This is a genomic window from Streptomyces sp. NPDC090045, from assembly GCF_044747975.1.
Taxonomy (GTDB): Bacteria; Actinomycetota; Actinomycetes; order Streptomycetales; family Streptomycetaceae; genus Streptomyces.
The window spans coordinates 247,243-262,356 of sequence record NZ_JBIVFA010000005.1; the positions used below are offsets into that span (position 1 = coordinate 247,243).

Genomic DNA, 15,114 nt, shown 5'->3' on the forward strand with positions numbered 1-15,114 from the left:
CTGATGTGCGGAGAATCTTCCGCTCTGCGTCGTGTCGCTACCCAACTCCAGCGCTCCGGCCTCCCACGCGCCCCCACGCGTGCATCAGTGCGCCCCGTATGCAGGATCGATGCTCCGTCCGCCCGATGGTTTACGCCCGTAACCCCGGGTGACCCGGGGAGTTGTGATGGGCGTGGAAGAGACCATCGGAGTCACGGAGACCGCGCCCATCCCCAAGCAGCGCGGCGAACTGCTGCTGGACCATGCCGTGCGGTACGCGGAAGAACGGCACTGGGACGTCTTCGCCGGCACCTGGCTGGAGCCCGGCGACGGCTGCGAGCTGTGCTCCTGCGGGGCGGCGGACTGCCCCGCGCCCGGCGCGCACCCGGCGGTGAAGGACTGGGCGGCACAGGCCACGGGCAGCGCGGTCCAGGTCAGGCGGGTCTGGGCGAAGCACCCGCAGGCCTCGATCCTGCTGCCGACGGGCCGGACGTTCGACGCGCTGGACGTGCCGGAGTCGGCCGGATTCCTGGCGCTGGCGCGGCTGGAGCGGATGCAGCGCACCCTCGGCCCGGTCACCCTCACGCCCGACCACCGGATGCTGTTCTTCGTCCTGCCGGGCGCCGGCGTCAAGGTCGCCGACCTCGTACGGAAGCTGGGCTGGTCGCCGAGCGGCCTCGACCTGGCCGCGCGCGGCGAGGGCGAGTACGTGGCCGCGCCGCCCACCCGCTTCGGCGGCCGGGGCGCGGTCCAGTGGGCGCGGCGGCCCACTCCGGCGAACCGGTGGCTGCCGGACACGGAGGAGCTGATCGACGCGCTGGCGTACGCGTGCGGGAGCGAGGCCGCGGCGGACCGCAAGCGGCGCCAGGCCTGACGCGGAGTCCTGGACGCGGAGTCCTGGACGTGAAGTTCATGACCTGAAACTCATGACATAAGTAACTGCTCGGGCCTCTCCCCCTCCTCCTATGGTGAGGAAGGAACGACCAACGGGGACGCAAGAGAGGCAGGCGCATGCCGGACCAGGGCGATGCGACGGGTGGGACGTACGGGACGGGTGGCGCGGTGACCGCGCCGTCCGCCGTGCGGGTGGAAGGTCTGTGGAAGCGCTTCGGCGAGCAGGTGGCCGTCGCCGGGATCGACTTGGAGCTCCCCGCGGGCCAGTTCATCGGCCTGGTGGGCCCGAACGGCGCGGGCAAGACGACGACCCTGTCGATGGTGACCGGCCTGCTGCGGCCGGACATGGGGCGGGTCTTCGTGGCGGGGCACGACGTGTGGGCGGACCCGACCGAGGTGAAGGCGCGGATCGGCGTACTGCCCGAGGGCCTGCGGCTCTTCGAGCGGCTGTCGGGGCGCGAACTGCTCGGCTACATGGGCCGCATGCGCGGGCTGCCGGGCGAGGAGACGGACAAGCGGGCGACGCAGCTGCTGGACGTCCTCGACCTCGCGGGTTCGCAGCACAAGCTGGTCGTGGACTACTCGACGGGCATGCGGAAGAAGATCGGCCTGGCGGCCGCGCTGCTGCACAACCCCGAAGTGCTGTTCCTGGACGAGCCGTTCGAGGGCGTCGACCCGGTGTCGGCGCAGACCATCCGCGGGGTGCTGGAACGTTACACCGGGTCCGGCGCCACGGTCGTCTTCTCCTCCCACGTGATGGAGCTCGTCGAGTCGCTGTGCGACTGGGTGGCGGTGATGGCCGCCGGCCGGATCCGCGCCGCGGGCCCGCTGGCCGACGTACGGGGCTCCGCGCCCTCCCTCCAGGCGGCCTTCCTCGAACTGGTCGGCGCGCAGGGCCGCGACGCGGCCGGGGACTCGCTGGAGTGGCTCGGCGGCGGCTCCGGGACGGTCGCGCGATGAGCTCGCCCGCCACCCCTGCCGCGGGGGCGACCGGTAGCGGGGCCGGTGCCGGTGTCGGCACTGCCGCCTCGTCGGCCCCTTCCGTCACCTCCGTCACCTCCGTCACCTCCGTCGCGACGGTCCCGCTGACCCCGATCTTCATCCGCCTCAAGCTGTCGCTCCTGCGCAACGGCCTGAAGGGCTCCTCGAAGCGCAAGGCCGCCTACTTCTCGACGCTCGCGTTCGCCCTGCTCGTCGGCTTCTTCCTCACGTTCGGCCTGGCCCTGCTGCGCGGGAACGCCCACGCGGGCACGGTCGTCGTCCTGCTGGCCGGGATCCTGGCGCTCGCCTGGGCGTTCATGCCGCTGTTCTTCCCCGCCGGAGACGAGACGCTCGACCCCAGCCGGCTGGTCATGCTGCCGCTGCGCCCGCGCCCCCTCGTCCAGGCCCTCTTCGCCTCCTCGCTGGTCGGCATCGGGCCGATGTTCACGCTGTGCCTCGCGATCGGCTCGGTGGTGGCCGTCGCGCGCGGCGCCGCCGGGGCGGTGGCCGCGGTGGTGGCCGCGCCGCTCCTGCTGCTCGGCTGCGTGGCCCTCGCACGGGCGGTGGCCACGGCCAACGTGCGGCTGCTGACCAGCCGCAAGGGGCGTGACCTGGCCCTGCTCAGCGGTCTGCTGATCGCGGTGGGCGCCCAGCTGGTCAACTTCGGCAGCCAGCGGCTGTTCCAGGCGGGCGGCATGTCGACGCTGGAGCCCGCCGAAGCGGTGGTGCGGTGGCTGCCGCCGGCGACCGCCGTCGGGATGGTGGACTCGGCGAGCGAGGGCGCGTACGGGGAGGCGGCCGCCCAGCTGGCCCTGACCCTCGCCGCCCTGGCCGGCCTCCTGTGGTTCTGGGAGCGGAGCCTGACCAAGCTGATGGTCACACCGGACGGCTCGACCATCGCGGCCGCCCGGCCGACGAAGGAGCGGGGCACCGGCGGCTTCTGGTCCCTGCTGCCCGCCGGCCGGACGGGCGCGGCCATGCAGCGCACCCTGCGCTACGCCGTCCGCGACCCGAAGACCAAGGCCTCCTGGGTGACCGCCCTGGCGATCGGCCTGATCGTCCCGGTCTTCAACGCCCTCCAGGGCACCGGATCCCTCTACCTCGCCTGCTTCGGCGCGGGCATGCTGGGCGTCCAGATGTACAACCAGTTCGGGCAGGACACCTCGGCGTTCTGGATGGTCGCGCAGACCATCTCCGGCACCCGCGAGGCGTACGTGGAACTGCGCGCCCGCGCCGCCGCGCTGGCCCTCGTCACGGTCCCGTACACGGTCGTCGTCACCGCGGTCACGGCCGCGCTGGTCGGCAACTGGAGCGGCTTCCCGGCGGCCACGGGCCTGGCCCTGGCCCTGCTGGGCTCGATGCTCTGCACGGGGGCGCTGGCCTCGGCCCGCTTCCCGTACTCCATCCCGTCGGACGGCGCCTTCAAGAACGTCGTCCCCGGCCAGGCCGGACTCGCCTGGTCGGGCATCTTCGGCGGGATGCTGGCCTCGGCGGTGGTCTGCGCCCCGGTGATCGCCCTGACGATCTGGCTCAACGTGGCCGACCACCAGGACGTCTCCTGGATCGTGCTCCCCTTGGGCGTGGCCTGGGGCGCGCTGGCCACCTGGGCGGGCCTGCGACTGGCGGCCCCGACGGTGGCACGGAAGCTGCCGGAGATCCTGTGGGCGGTCAGCAAGGGCTGACGACCGGCTGAGAGCGGCGAAAGGGCCGGCCTCCGCTCCCTCTCGGGGGCGGAGACCGGCCCTTTCCGCGCCTGCGGGTCCGGCGCGGTGCCGCGGGGATCACCGGGCGGCGAGCAGGACGAGCACGGCGAGGGAGCCGGTGAACACGACGGCGTGGCGGAGGTTCTGCAGGTACGGCATCACCCAGCGGGGGAAGCCCTGTTCGGCGGCGGCGAGCATGGACCTGACGTCTATGCGCTGCAGTTCGGCGTCACCGCTCTTGGCGAAGGCGGCGGTGACGGACGGCACGGCGGTCAGGTTCGAGTAGAGGATCACGCAGTTCACGAGGAGGACCAGGGGCTGGACGACCCAGGAGAGCGTCTCGCCCCAGGAGTTGCCGGCGAGGGAGAGCACGGCCGGGACGGCCAGGGCCAGGGCGATCCCGACGGGGGCCCACGTCTCGTGACCGCCGGCGTCGAGGCGCATGCCGTTCTCGGCCATGACCGTGGTGCGCACTCCCTGCCGGCCCAGCTCGGCCTCGACGGCGGCCTGGGCGCGGGCCCCGTAGCGGCTGCGGACGAGCGGGATGCTCAGGAAGGCGAGGGCGATCAGGATCTGCAGGGCGGCAACGGCGTTCATCGGGGGTTCCTCGTTTCTGGGGGGCCTGCCTGGTGACGTCGTAACCATGACCCCGCCCCCTGACAGCCCCCGGACACCCCACTGACAGACCGCTGACACCGCCCTCCCTGACCGGATCCGGAGTCGAACCTGGCCGAAGGGGGACCTCCGTGCTGACCCGAACCGCCGGCTCACCCAGGGCACCCGCGCCCGTGTCTCCCTCGAAGCCGGCTGGCCTTCCCGTCACGACCCGGTCGGCCGCGTCCTGCTCCAGGCCATGGCGTTCGCCGGACGCGGGATGCCCGGGCCCGTCACGGTGCCTCGGCCTTGATGCCGTCCAGGAAGGGCTCCAGGGCTGCGCGCCAAGCGTTCGGCTGGTCGTAGTGGAGGTAGTGGCCGGCGTCGGGGATCTCCGCGTACTGGCCGGCAGGGAGGACGCGGACCATCTCCTGGGCCTCGGCCCGGCCCAGCTCGCCGTCCAGGCCGCGGACCACGAGGGTCGGGCAGCGGACCTGGGCCAGCTCCTCCCAGTGCGCGTCGTGGACCCAGGTCTCGCGGGCCCTCAGCATCTGGCGGCGGGAGAAGAGGGGGCGCCAGCCGTCCGGGGCCTCGTGCATGACCTCGGCGAAGAAGGCACCGCGGCCGGGGTCGGGGCGCTCCACCCGGGGGTCGTCCTCACCGAACCAGCGGCGGGCCGCGTCCTGGGTGGGAAAGGGCAGGGGCCAGCGGTGGAACCAGTCCTCCCACTCCTGCTGGGAGGCCGCGCCGAGGGCCGAGGCGCGCATGTCGCAGATGACGAGGGCTTCGACCAGGTCCGGGCGGCGGGCCGCGAGCTGCCAGGCGGTGAGGGCGCCCATGGAGTGGCCGATCAGGGTCACGGGGGCGAGGCCGAGCTGCTCGACGGCGGCCTCGGCGTCGGCCACGAACGCCTCGCGCCCGAAGGAGGTGTGGACGTCGGGGCCGCCGGGCGGGCGGTCGCTCTGCCCGTGCCCCCGCTGGTCCAGGGCCACCACGCGGCGGTTCTCGCGGAGCCAGCGGGCGGTGCCGGACCAATGGAAGGCGCGGCCCATCAGCCCGTGCAGTAACAGCACCCCGGGGCGGGGGTCGGCCTCTGCGGCCGCTTCGCGAAACTCCCAGGCGGCCAGGCGGACACCTCCGGCCCCTGTCACATCGACGCGCTGTACCACCGCAGATGCACCCCCTTCGCTCCCCGCCAGACTATCGAACCCGTATTCGAAAACGGGGTTCTCGCCTACAACACCGCTCTTTCGAGTGACCTTGCTCAAGGATTGGCCGCCGCTGCCGATGGAGATCCTTTCAACAGGGAGGCGGGCCGCTCGGGGAAGACGGTCCGAAGGGGAGACCTTGAGAGCTCGGGGCTCCGGGTCACAAGGGGAGGACCGGTCCCGGCGCCGCGAGGCGCCGGGACCGCCCACTTCCCACCAGTCCAACGAAACGAATCCGCTCCGGCAACGAATCGACGCCGGCGCTCGCGATCGCCCGCGTCGAGGTCGTAGAGGTCGTCCAGGTCGTCCGCGTCGCCGAGGTCAGCGCTTCGCCACGAAAACGTGGGAGGCGACCTCCGCGTCCAGCTCCGCGGCCTCGCCGCCACTGCCGACCAGCACACCCCCCGGGGACTCCGTCACGCTCACCACCGAGCCGGGCTGTACGCCCGCCCGCCGGAGCGTGTACATCAGCTGGGCGTCCGTCTGGATCGGCTCGCCGATCCGGCGTACGACCACGGTCTTGCCCTCCGTGCCCGGGTCGAGCTCGGACAGGCTGACCATGCCGTCCTCCAGGAACGGGTCCGCCTCGGCCTTCTCGCCCAGCTCCTCCAGCCCCGGGATCGGATTCCCGTACGGCGATTCGGTCGGGTGGCGCAGCAGCTCCAGCACCCGCCGCTCCACCGCCTCGCTCATCACGTGCTCCCAGCGGCAGGCCTCGGCGTGCACCTGCTCCCACTCCAGGCCGATGACGTCGACGAGCAGGCACTCCGCGAGCCGGTGCTTGCGCATCACGCGCGTCGCCAGCCGCCGCCCCTCCTCCGTCAGCTCCAGGTGGCGGTCGCTCGCCACGGCCACCAGACCGTCGCGCTCCATGCGCGCCACGGTCTGGCTCACCGTCGGGCCGCTCTGGTCGAGCCGCTCGGCGATGCGGGCGCGCATGGGGACCACGCCTTCCTCTTCCAGCTCGAGGATGGTGCGGAGATACATCTCCGTGGTATCGATCAGTCCGGACATTCGTGCCCCTCGGATTGCGTGCGCTGGCCCTGTCCCCAATTCTGACGCATCGGGCCGACAACCGTCCCGTGCCGAGCGTCAAGACGGGTCCCGGACATCTCGTGGCGTTCGTATTGACACGCCCTTGGTCCAGACCGCACGGTGAGCGGCGGACACGGACGCACCCCCCACCTCCGGAAGGGCCATCGTCGTATGAGCGAGAGCAAGCTGGCCGGTCAGTTCTTCGACGCCGCCATCGGTCTGCTGGAGCGGGTGCGGGACGAGGAGGCCCCGCACATCGCGGAGGCCGGCTCCCTCGTCGCCGACGCCGTCGCCTCCGGCAACCGGCTCTTCGCCTTCGGCGCCGGGCACTCCTCGCTGCCCGCCCAGGACGTGGTCTACCGGGCCGGCGGCATGGCCCTGATGAACTTCCTCGCCGTCCCCGGCACCGTCGGCATCGACGTCATGCCCGCGACCCTGGGCAGCGCCCTGGAACGGGTCGACGGCCTCGCCGCCGCCGTCCTGGACAGCAGCCCCGCCTCCGACGGCGACGTCCTCGTGATCATCTCCCTCTCCGGGCGCAACGCCCTGCCCGTCGAGATGGCCATGAACGCCCGCGCCATCGGCCTCAAGGTCATCGGCGTGACCTCGGTGGCGTACGCGACCGGGACCAAGTCGCGGCACGTCTCCGGCAGCTTCCTCAAGGACCACTGCGACATCGTCCTCGACAGCAAGATCGCGGTCGGGGACGCCGAGCTCAGCGTCGACGGCATCGACGCGCCCTTCGCCCCCGCCTCCACCGTCGTGACCAGCGCGATCATGCAGGCGGTCATGGCGGCCGCGGCCGGCGAGCTCGCCGCGCGCGGGGTGGAGCCGCCGCTGCTGCGCTCGGGCAACGTCGACGGCGGCCACGAGTGGAACGGCCGCGTGATGCAGGAGTACGGCGACCGGATCTTCTTCCGCCACTGAGCGAGCGGTCGCCGCGCCCCCACCCCGTTCCTACGATGGACGGGTACGGAACTCGGGGCCCCGCACATCAGAGGTGACCGGGCATGTCCGCCACTCCCGTCCCGAGCCCCGAACCCTCCGCACCGCACGCCCCGCGCGTCCCGCACACCGCGCACGCCGCGCGCCGGACCCTGCAGGCCGGCGCGGCGGCCCTCCTGCTCTTCGTGACGGGCGTCGGCGCCGCCCCGCCCGCCGAGGCGGCGCCCCCCGCCGCCGTGGTGGGCCGGGGCCCCGTGAACCAGGACCTCGACCCGGCCACCGTCGCCCGGCTCGACGCCGCGATCACCGCGGCGATGAAGAAGGACGGGATCCCGGGCGTGACCGTCGGCGTGTGGCTGCCCGGGCGCGGCGACTACGTGAAGTCCTTCGGCGTGTCCGACACGGCATCCGGCACGCCCATGAAGACCGGCCTCCACACGCGCATCGGCAGCGTGACGAAGACCTTCACCGTCACCGCCCTCCTCCAGCTCGTCGACCAGGGCCGCGTCCGGCTCGACGCCCCGGTCTCGACGTACCTGGACGGCGTCCCCGGTGGCGAAAAGATCACCCTCCGCCAACTCGCCGCCATGCGCAGCGGCCTGTACGACTACACCAGCGACCCGAAGTTCCTCGACTCCGTGCGCGCCGACCCGCACCGCTCCTACACCCCGCAGCAGCTCCTCGACCACGCCTTCGCCCACCCGGCGAACTTCGCCCCGGGCGCGAAGTGGGAGTACAGCAACACCAACACCGTGCTGCTCGGCCTGGTCATCGAGAAGACCGCCGGACAGCCGCTGCACACCTTCCTCCAGGAGCACGTGTTCGGGCCGCTGAAGCTGACCAGCACCTCCCTGCCCACCGACGCCGTCCTGCCCGAACCGCACGCGCAGGGCTACACCGACTTCACCCCGGACGGCACCGTCACCGACGCCACCACCTGGAACCCCTCCTGGGCCTGGGCCGCCGGAGCCGTCGTCTCCGACCTCGACGACCTGCACACCTGGGCCCCGGCGCTGGCGGACGGCCGGCTGCTGACCCCCGCCACGCAGGCGCAGCGGCTGCGCACCGGGCCGGTGGGCGTGCCGGGGATCTCGTACGGCCTCGGCATCGCCGACGTCAACGGCTGGCTCGGGCACAACGGCGAGCTGCCCGGCTACGAGACCATCGCGGCCCAACTGCCGCAGCAGAAGGCCACGCTGGTCGTCCTCGTCAACTCCGACGTCGACCGCGGCGGCTCGTACAGCACCACGATCGGCCGGGCCGTCACGCAGATCGTCACCCCGGAGCACCTGTGGTCCCTGCCCTCCCCGTCGCAAATCGGCGAGAACCAGAACGGGAACGAGAGCGGGAACGGGAACGGCGACGAGGGCGGGAACGAGGGCGGGCGCTAGCCCGGCAGGTGCCCTCCCGCCGCCAGGTCCAGATCGGCGGCCACCCGGGCCGCGACCTCCTCCGCGTACTCCGCGTCCGCACGCTCGAAGGCCACCCGCGTGGGCCCGCGTACGAACGTCAGCGCGCCCAGCGTCCGCCCCCGGCTGCGCAGCACCGTGCACAGCACGTGCGCCGCGCCCTCGGGCCACTGCCGGGCCCGCGCCCACTCCGCGTCCGCCTCGCCGCGCGGGGCACTGGTGCGCACCGAGCCGATCCGGTCCAGGGCCTGGAGGGCCGGATGCCCGGCCGCGTACCGGACCGGGATCGACCCGGGCCCCGGCAGCACCGGCGGGGACGCGGCGGACCGTACGAGCCTTCGCCGCTCGGGGTCGGCCGCGGGATCCAGTACGTCCAGCAGGGCGTGCTCGGCGAAACCGGCCAGGGCGAAGTCCAGACGTACGGCGGCCGCCTCGGCCGGGTCCTCGCACTCGGCGGCGGCCCGCCCGGCACGGTGGAGCTGGTGCGACCGGAACCGCAGCTGCGCGGTGTCCAGCTGCTCCTGCCGGGCCTGGGTGACGTCCTGGAACAGCCAGCCGACGCCCAGCGGCACCGGCTCCTCCGCGAGCGGCGAGGCCAGCCGCAGGAACCCGCACCGCCAGCACCTGCGCCGCACCCCCTCGGCGGTGCGCACCGACACCCACATCTCGACCGGCGCGGGCGGCGCCCCCTCGGCGAGCACGTGCTGGAGCGCGCCTTCGAGCTCCTCCACGCCCTGGGTGAGCAGCTCCCCGAGCGGGCGTCCGAGGAGGGCGGTGCGGCCGGTCCCGAAGGCGCGCGCGGCGTGCGCGTTGACCACGGCGGGCCGCAGGTCGACGTCGACGAGGACGACGCCCCAGGAGGCGTCCTCCATCAGGGCCTCGCTCAGCGCGATCGACCGCTCCAGGTCGATCTGCGCGTGCACCTCGCTGAAGGCGCAGTACACGCCGGCGGGTTTTCCGTCCGCGCCCGGCACCCCGGCGGACTGGGTCCGTACGAGGACGCGCCCGCCGTCCTTGGTGAGCAGCGCGAACTCGTGCACCTGCCGGCCGGGCACGTGCTGGGCGGCCATGAGTCTGTCCTGCACGTCGTGCGCGTCGGCGGCCCGCACCGCCCACCCCTCGAATCCCTTGCGTCCCACGGCCTCGCCCGCGGACCAGCCGAGGATCCGCTCGGCCTCGCGGTTCCAGTGGGTGATCACGCCGTCGGCGTCGAACGCGCACAAGGCGGCGTCCATCCCGTCCAGCAGCGCTGCGAGCAGATCGTCGGCGGTCTCGTTACGTCCGGAAGCAGTCACCTGGCACCCCCAGCAGGTGTTCGCGTGTGCGGCACGTCGGATCATTCAACTGGAACGTGACGCAGCCCACACTGCTTTCCGCGGATTGGGTGCGGGAAATCCGGTCAGAAGAACGCGCCGTGGGCGATGCACCCCACCACGAGGAAGCCGACGAAGACGGCGCCCACGACGAGCATCAGCTCCGTCGTCATCCACAGGAAGAACCGGTCCACGCGGCCCTCCCGCGCCGTCTGGCGGGCGATGTGCGGCTCCGCCTGCGGGTCCGGGGCCCAGTGGGCCGGGCGCCGCTCCCGCAGGAGGGACCGGAGGATGGCGACCTCCAGGTCGAGGACCGGCAGCTCGTCGTCGTCGACGCACCTCAGCAGGACGCGCCGGCCGTCGGTCCGGTAGGCGTACGTGAGGGTCGTGGGTCCGGGGGCGGCCTCGGCGGTGGCAACGGTGCGGATGTCGTGGATCTCGTCCCAGGGGAGCCGGTGCACGCGGCACCAGGTGCCCGTGGTGATGCCCTGATCGTCGACGGTGGTGAACCTGAACCGCAGGCTGTACCCGACGAGTCCGAAGAGGACCAGGGTCAGGCCGGTGAGCAGCAACGTGACCCCGTCGGACCACGGCCCGTCCTGGAGCTTCAGGCAGAGGCTCCCCAGCCCGAGGGCGATCATGGCGTGGAAACGCCAGTCCTGTGGGCCCCTCCGGTACTCGCGTGGCCGCATCACTTCCTGCACGTCTCCCCCTTTGGATCTTCCTCCGTACAGGCGCCACTCTCTCCCACCACGGCGGGCAAATAAACAGTTGTGGCTGCCGCGACGCCTGCCTAGGCTCGGACGTACACGAGAAGGGAGGTGGTTGCCGCAATGTACGGAAACCGGACGCGTGAGGTGGCTGCGGGCTAAGCGCCCGTCGTCGCACGCACCCAGTGCGGTGCCCGGCGGGATCGCCAGGCGCCAATCCACAGCAGTCACCCGACCCGCGGGCTCGCCGGTACGTCCGGCCGGCTTCTCTCACTGCAGGAGAGAGACCCAGAGCCCGCGGGTCGCCTGCGTTTACGGGCGGGCCCGCCGGCCGCGCCCTCCCGCCCGGCGCCGCACCGCTACGGGCAGAGCCGCTCGACCCGCCACTTGCCCGCGTCCAGGACGTAGCGCAGCCGGTCGTGCAGGCGGTTCTCGTGGCCCTGCCAGAACTCCATCTCTTCCGGGACCACGCGCAGGCCGCCCCACTCCGGCGGGACCGGGACCTGCTCGCCCTCCGGATAGCGGGCGTCGAGCTCGGCGTAGCGGCGGTCCAGTTCCGCGCGGGAGCCGATCACGCTCGACTGATCGCTCGCCCAGGCGCCCAGCTGCGAGCCGTGCGGACGGGAGCGGAAGTACGCCGCCGTCTCGTCGCGGCCGATGCGGGACGCGGTGCCGGTGACGATCACCTGGCGCGAGATGGGGTGCCAGGGGAAGAGCAGGGCGACGTGCGGGTTCTCGGCGAGCTCGCGGCCCTTGCGGGAGGCGTAGTTGGTGAAGAAGACGAAGCCGCGCCCGTCGAACTGCTTCATCAGCACCGTGCGCGAACTGGGCCGGCCGTCGGACGTGGCCGTCGAGACGACCATGGCGTTCGGTTCGAAGAGGTGCGAGTCCGCGGCCTGCTGGAACCACAGGGCGAACTGGTCCATCGGATGCTCGGCGAGGGTCTCCTCGAGGACGATTTCCGAGCGGTACTGCTTGCGCATCGTGGCGGGGTCAATGTCCTGATCGGTCACGCTGGCCATCCTGCCGCAGCCGGGCCGCCGGCGGTGTGCCGTATGTCACGCTTCCGCAGTCGGGGCGGAGCGGCCAAAATCTTGGGGCCGGTCCGAAGGTCGCCACGCGGGTGACCAACGGCCGTGCCGGGCATCAACGGGGATGACCGCGCCGGACCGCGAGTCACGCCGGGAGCCGCGCGTGTTCGCACTATCTGAGGAGCCGCCTGATGTCCGACTTCGTACCCGGGCTCGAAGGGGTCGTCGCGTTCGAGACCGAGATCGCCGAACCGGATAAGGAAGGCGGTTCCCTCCGCTACCGCGGGGTCGACATCGAGGACCTCGTCGGGCACGTCTCCTTCGGGAACGTCTGGGGCCTGCTGGTCGACGGTGCCTTCAACCCCGGCCTGCCGGCCGCCGAGCCCTTCCCCATCCCCGTCCACTCCGGTGACATCCGCGTCGACGTGCAGTCCGCGCTCGCGATGCTCGCCCCCGTGTGGGGCCTGAAGCCGCTGCTGGACATCGACGAGCAGACCGCCCGCGACGACCTGGCGCGCGCGGCCGTGATGGCGCTGTCGTACGTCGCCCAGTCCGCCCGCGGCCAGGGCCTGCCCATGGTTCCGCAGCGGGAGATCGACAAGGCCGAGTCCGTGGTCGAGCGGTTCATGATCCGCTGGCGGGGCGAGCCGGACCCGAAGCACGTCAAGGCCGTCGACGCGTACTGGACCTCGGCCGCCGAGCACGGCATGAACGCCTCCACCTTCACCGCGCGCGTGATCGCGTCGACCGGAGCGGACGTCGCCGCCGCGCTGTCCGGCGCCGTGGGCGCCATGTCCGGGCCGCTGCACGGCGGCGCGCCCTCCCGCGTGCTCGGCATGATCGAGGAGATCGAGCGCACCGGCGACGCCGTGGCGTACGTGAAGAAGGCCCTGGACAAGGGCGAGCGGCTGATGGGCTTCGGACACCGCGTGTACCGGGCCGAGGACCCGCGCGCCCGCGTGCTGCGGCGCACCGCCAAGGAGCTCGACGCGCCGCGCTACGAGGTGGCCGCCGCGCTGGAGAAGGCCGCGCTGGAGGAACTGCACGCGCGCCGCCCCGACCGGGTGCTGGCCACCAACGTGGAGTTCTGGGCCGCGATCATGCTGGACTTCGCGGAGGTCCCGGCGCACATGTTCACCTCCATGTTCAGCTGCGCCCGCACCGCCGGCTGGTCGGCGCACATCCTGGAGCAGAAGCGCACGGGCCGCCTGGTGCGGCCGTCGGCCCGCTACACCGGCCCGGGCCGGCGCAACCCGCAGGAGATCGAGGGCTACGCGGACATCGCCTCGACCGCGTGACCGGCCCGGCCGCCCGCCGCCGCGGGGGCGCCGCGTTTCCCGGACTCCTCCGGGGCGCGGCGCCCCCGCCGCGTTTCCCGGACCCCTGCCGTCTACCTTCTGCCTTCTACCGTCTGCCGTCTGCCCTCTGCCGGAGCACCCGTGCACAAGATCCCCTACCTCGTCCTCGGCCTCGGGGCGCTGCTGTTCGCCGTGCTCGCGCTGCGGCGCCGCCTGGTGCTGCGCCGGCGCGGGGTCGCCGTACGGGCCCACTGTTCCGCCGTACAGCGGCCCTCGGAGGGCGGCCCGGCCCGGCTCACGCTGCGCTACTCGACGCCCGACGGGCGCACGCGCACGCACCTGGCGGGCGAGGGCGACTGCCCTGCCGGGACGCGTGAGGGGGACGCGGTCGAGGTGCTGTACGACCCGCGGGACCCGTCCAGGGCCGAGACCACGCTCGCTGCCCGGCGGGCCCCCTGGCGCAACTACGACCTGTTCGGGCTGATGGGAATGTCCCTCGCGATCGTGCTGGCGTCCGTGTCCGAGTTCGGCTGAGCGGGCTCAGCCGAGAGCCGCGTCAAGGATGCGGGCCCACTGGGCCACCACGCGGGCCCGGCGCGCCGTGTCGTCGGTGAGGACGTTGGCCAGGCCCAGCCCGCGGGCCATGTCGAGGAGCCCCTGCACGGTCTCCCGTACGCCCGGCGCGGACTCGTCGGCGCCCAGCAGCTCCACGGCGATCCGGTGGGTCTCGCGGCCGACCCGGGCCTCCAGTTCGGTGACCCGGGGGCGCAGCTGCTCCTCGTTGGAGGCGGCGACCCACAGCTGGAGCGCGGCCCGGAAGAGGGTGCCCGTGTAGAGGTCCACGAGCGCCTCCACCACGACGGGGCGGGCGGCCGGGCCGGCGTGGAACAGGTCGCGCAGCGCCGTGGAGCGCTCCTCGGCGACGTACTCGACGGCCGCGGTGAACAGGTCCTCGCGGGTCGGGAAGTGGTGCTGGGCGGCTCCGCGCGAGACGCCGGCCCGTTCGGCGACGACGGAGACGGTGGAACCGGCCCAGCCGTGTTCCGCCAGACAGGACACGGCCGCCTCCAGGAGGTGGCGGCGGGTGACGCGGCTGCGCGCCTGCTTGGGGCCGACGGCGCCTGCCGCGCCCGTCACAGTGCCCATGACGGTTCCCGGCGCTCGAAGCGGGCGGTGATGCCCTCACGGGCCTCGGCGGACGCGAACAGCTCCCCGGACAGCTCGGTCAGCCGGGCGCCGTCGCGCCGCAGGGCCTCGCGCACGGGGGCGGCGGTCAGCGCCTTGGTCGCGGCCAGGCCCTGCGGGGAGGCCTTGCGCAGGCCGGCGAGTACGGGCTCCAGGGCCTCGTCCACGTCCTCGGCGTGCAGGGTCAGCAGCCCGATCCGGGCGGCCTCGGCGGCGTCGAAGGCCTCGGCGGTGAGGAAGTAACGGGCGGCGGCGCGCGGGTCCAGGCGCGGGAGCAGCGGCATGGAGATCACCGCGGGGGCGAGGCCGAGGTGGGTCTCGGTGAAGGCGTACGTGGACTTCGGCCCGGCGGCGGCGATGTCGCAGACGCCGAGCAGCCCGAGGCCGCCGGCCCGGACGTGGCCGGTGACGCGGGCGAGCACGGGCTTGGGCAGCTCGGCGATCTCGCGGAGCAGGGCGAGGAAGTCGGCGGGGGCGCTGGGGGACTTGAGGTCGGCCCCGGAGCAGAAGGTGTTGCCGGTGTGGGTGAGGACGAGCGCCCGGACCCCCGGGTCCGCCCCGGCATCGGCGAGCGCGGCACGGGCCGCGGCGACGAGCTCTGCGGAGAGGGCGTTGCGGTTGGCCGGGGAGTCGAGGGTGAGGGTGGTGACTCCCGCCGCCGTTGTGACGGGCACGAGTGGGGTCATGTCTCCTCCGGAGGGGGTGTACGGGTGAGGGCGGGTCCTCCCACGGGAGGGTATTCGGGCCGCCTGCGGCTCGGCTCCTGGGGCTCCGCCCCAGACCCCGCGCCTCAAACGCCGGCGAGGCTGGATTTGGCCGGCGTCAGGCC

15 protein-coding genes are annotated in these 15,114 nt (G+C 73.1%); 7 read left to right on the top strand and 8 right to left on the bottom strand.

The genetic code is table 11. The features are described from left to right. Nucleotides 1-172: 172 nt before the first annotated feature. The 3 genes from ACIPYQ_RS16515 (at nucleotide 173) to ACIPYQ_RS16525 (ending at nucleotide 3,536) form a co-directional block, all read left to right on the top strand. Nucleotides 173-853, top strand: a complete 681-nt coding sequence (locus tag ACIPYQ_RS16515; RefSeq protein ID WP_401251394.1) for a bifunctional DNA primase/polymerase — start codon at nucleotides 173-175, stop codon at nucleotides 851-853. A 137-nt stretch (nucleotides 854-990) separates the two neighbouring features. Next, nucleotides 991-1,833, top strand: a complete 843-nt coding sequence (locus ACIPYQ_RS16520; RefSeq protein WP_401251397.1) for an ABC transporter ATP-binding protein — start codon at nucleotides 991-993, stop codon at nucleotides 1,831-1,833. Beyond that, a complete protein-coding gene (locus ACIPYQ_RS16525) occupies nucleotides 1,830-3,536 on the top strand; it encodes a transporter (protein ID WP_401251400.1) in 1,707 nt (568 codons plus the stop codon). The genes ACIPYQ_RS16520 and ACIPYQ_RS16525 overlap by 4 nt, the downstream gene beginning before the upstream one ends. A gap of 99 nt (nucleotides 3,537-3,635) precedes the next feature. On the opposite strand, the gene ACIPYQ_RS16530 is transcribed toward ACIPYQ_RS16525, so the two are convergent. The 3 genes from ACIPYQ_RS16530 to ACIPYQ_RS16540 all read right to left on the bottom strand — a co-directional run bounded on the left by ACIPYQ_RS16530 (nucleotide 3,636) and on the right by ACIPYQ_RS16540 (nucleotide 6,373). Next, nucleotides 3,636-4,154 (bottom strand): hypothetical protein, encoded by a 519-nt coding sequence (locus ACIPYQ_RS16530; RefSeq protein ID WP_401251403.1) that lies wholly within the window; start codon nucleotides 4,152-4,154, stop codon nucleotides 3,636-3,638. Between the two features lie 290 nt (nucleotides 4,155-4,444). Further along, on the bottom strand, nucleotides 4,445-5,320 hold the full coding sequence (locus tag ACIPYQ_RS16535) for an alpha/beta fold hydrolase (RefSeq protein WP_401251405.1): 876 nt from the start codon (nucleotides 5,318-5,320) through the stop codon (nucleotides 4,445-4,447). Nucleotides 5,321-5,680: 360 nt separating this feature from the next. Beyond that, a complete protein-coding gene (locus ACIPYQ_RS16540) occupies nucleotides 5,681-6,373 on the bottom strand; it encodes a metal-dependent transcriptional regulator (protein ID WP_030706734.1) in 693 nt (230 codons plus the stop codon). Between the two features lie 192 nt (nucleotides 6,374-6,565). Here ACIPYQ_RS16540 and ACIPYQ_RS16545 point away from each other — a divergent pair, with 192 nt between their 5' ends. Continuing rightward, complete coding sequence (locus tag ACIPYQ_RS16545) at nucleotides 6,566-7,321, top strand: SIS domain-containing protein (RefSeq protein ID WP_401251408.1); 756 nt, start codon at nucleotides 6,566-6,568, stop codon at nucleotides 7,319-7,321. 83 nt (nucleotides 7,322-7,404) lie between these two features. Beyond that, complete coding sequence (locus ACIPYQ_RS16550) at nucleotides 7,405-8,730, top strand: serine hydrolase domain-containing protein (protein WP_401251411.1); 1,326 nt, start codon at nucleotides 7,405-7,407, stop codon at nucleotides 8,728-8,730. Here ACIPYQ_RS16550 and ACIPYQ_RS16555 read toward each other — a convergent pair. From ACIPYQ_RS16555 to pdxH, 3 genes are all read right to left on the bottom strand, one after another. Next, the gene (locus ACIPYQ_RS16555; protein ID WP_401251856.1) at nucleotides 8,727-9,983 is read right to left on the bottom strand and encodes a PAS domain-containing protein; all 1,257 of its coding nucleotides are present in this window, start codon (nucleotides 9,981-9,983) and stop codon (nucleotides 8,727-8,729) included. The genes ACIPYQ_RS16550 and ACIPYQ_RS16555 overlap by 4 nt on opposite strands. Before the next feature lie 164 nt (nucleotides 9,984-10,147). Then, nucleotides 10,148-10,765: a PH domain-containing protein gene (locus ACIPYQ_RS16560; protein WP_401251414.1), complete on the bottom strand. Its 618-nt coding sequence runs from the start codon at nucleotides 10,763-10,765 to the stop codon at nucleotides 10,148-10,150. A gap of 365 nt (nucleotides 10,766-11,130) precedes the next feature. Beyond that, a complete protein-coding gene (gene pdxH, locus ACIPYQ_RS16565; protein ID WP_401251417.1) occupies nucleotides 11,131-11,793 on the bottom strand; it encodes a pyridoxamine 5'-phosphate oxidase in 663 nt (220 codons plus the stop codon). Between the two features lie 200 nt (nucleotides 11,794-11,993). On the opposite strand from pdxH, the gene ACIPYQ_RS16570 reads away from it, so the two are divergent. Together ACIPYQ_RS16570 and ACIPYQ_RS16575 are read left to right on the top strand one after the other, a co-directional pair. Continuing rightward, nucleotides 11,994-13,100, top strand: a complete 1,107-nt coding sequence (locus ACIPYQ_RS16570; RefSeq protein WP_361767035.1) for a citrate synthase 2 — start codon at nucleotides 11,994-11,996, stop codon at nucleotides 13,098-13,100. A 141-nt stretch (nucleotides 13,101-13,241) separates the two neighbouring features. Next, a complete protein-coding gene (locus ACIPYQ_RS16575; protein WP_401251420.1) occupies nucleotides 13,242-13,634 on the top strand; it encodes a DUF3592 domain-containing protein in 393 nt (130 codons plus the stop codon). Nucleotides 13,635-13,640: 6 nt separating this feature from the next. Here the strand turns inward: ACIPYQ_RS16575 and ACIPYQ_RS16580 are convergent, their stop codons facing one another. Continuing rightward, nucleotides 13,641-14,246, bottom strand: a complete 606-nt coding sequence (locus ACIPYQ_RS16580; RefSeq protein ID WP_362237711.1) for a TetR/AcrR family transcriptional regulator — start codon at nucleotides 14,244-14,246, stop codon at nucleotides 13,641-13,643. Continuing rightward, nucleotides 14,234-14,971 (bottom strand): enoyl-CoA hydratase family protein, encoded by a 738-nt coding sequence (locus ACIPYQ_RS16585; protein ID WP_401251423.1) that lies wholly within the window; start codon nucleotides 14,969-14,971, stop codon nucleotides 14,234-14,236. The genes ACIPYQ_RS16580 and ACIPYQ_RS16585 overlap by 13 nt, the downstream gene beginning before the upstream one ends. Between the last annotated feature and the right edge of the window lie 143 nt (nucleotides 14,972-15,114).

What these genes read in the sequence shown, in the direction of transcription:
- ACIPYQ_RS16520 (WP_401251397.1), top strand. Translation starts at nt 991, where the DNA reads ATGCCGGACCAGGGCGATGCGACGGGTGGGACGTACGGGACGGGTGGC.
- ACIPYQ_RS16525 (WP_401251400.1), top strand. Translation starts at nt 1,830, where the DNA reads ATGAGCTCGCCCGCCACCCCTGCCGCGGGGGCGACCGGTAGCGGGGCC.
- ACIPYQ_RS16530 (WP_401251403.1), bottom strand. Translation starts at nt 4,154, where the DNA reads ATGAACGCCGTTGCCGCCCTGCAGATCCTGATCGCCCTCGCCTTCCTG.
- ACIPYQ_RS16540 (WP_030706734.1), bottom strand. Translation starts at nt 6,373, where the DNA reads ATGTCCGGACTGATCGATACCACGGAGATGTATCTCCGCACCATCCTC.
- ACIPYQ_RS16545 (WP_401251408.1), top strand. Translation starts at nt 6,566, where the DNA reads ATGAGCGAGAGCAAGCTGGCCGGTCAGTTCTTCGACGCCGCCATCGGT.
- ACIPYQ_RS16550 (WP_401251411.1), top strand. Translation starts at nt 7,405, where the DNA reads ATGTCCGCCACTCCCGTCCCGAGCCCCGAACCCTCCGCACCGCACGCC.
- ACIPYQ_RS16555 (WP_401251856.1), bottom strand. Translation starts at nt 9,983, where the DNA reads ATGGACGCCGCCTTGTGCGCGTTCGACGCCGACGGCGTGATCACCCAC.
- pdxH (WP_401251417.1), bottom strand. Translation starts at nt 11,793, where the DNA reads ATGGCCAGCGTGACCGATCAGGACATTGACCCCGCCACGATGCGCAAG.
- ACIPYQ_RS16570 (WP_361767035.1), top strand. Translation starts at nt 11,994, where the DNA reads ATGTCCGACTTCGTACCCGGGCTCGAAGGGGTCGTCGCGTTCGAGACC.
- ACIPYQ_RS16580 (WP_362237711.1), bottom strand. Translation starts at nt 14,246, where the DNA reads ATGGGCACTGTGACGGGCGCGGCAGGCGCCGTCGGCCCCAAGCAGGCG.
- ACIPYQ_RS16585 (WP_401251423.1), bottom strand. Translation starts at nt 14,971, where the DNA reads ATGACCCCACTCGTGCCCGTCACAACGGCGGCGGGAGTCACCACCCTC.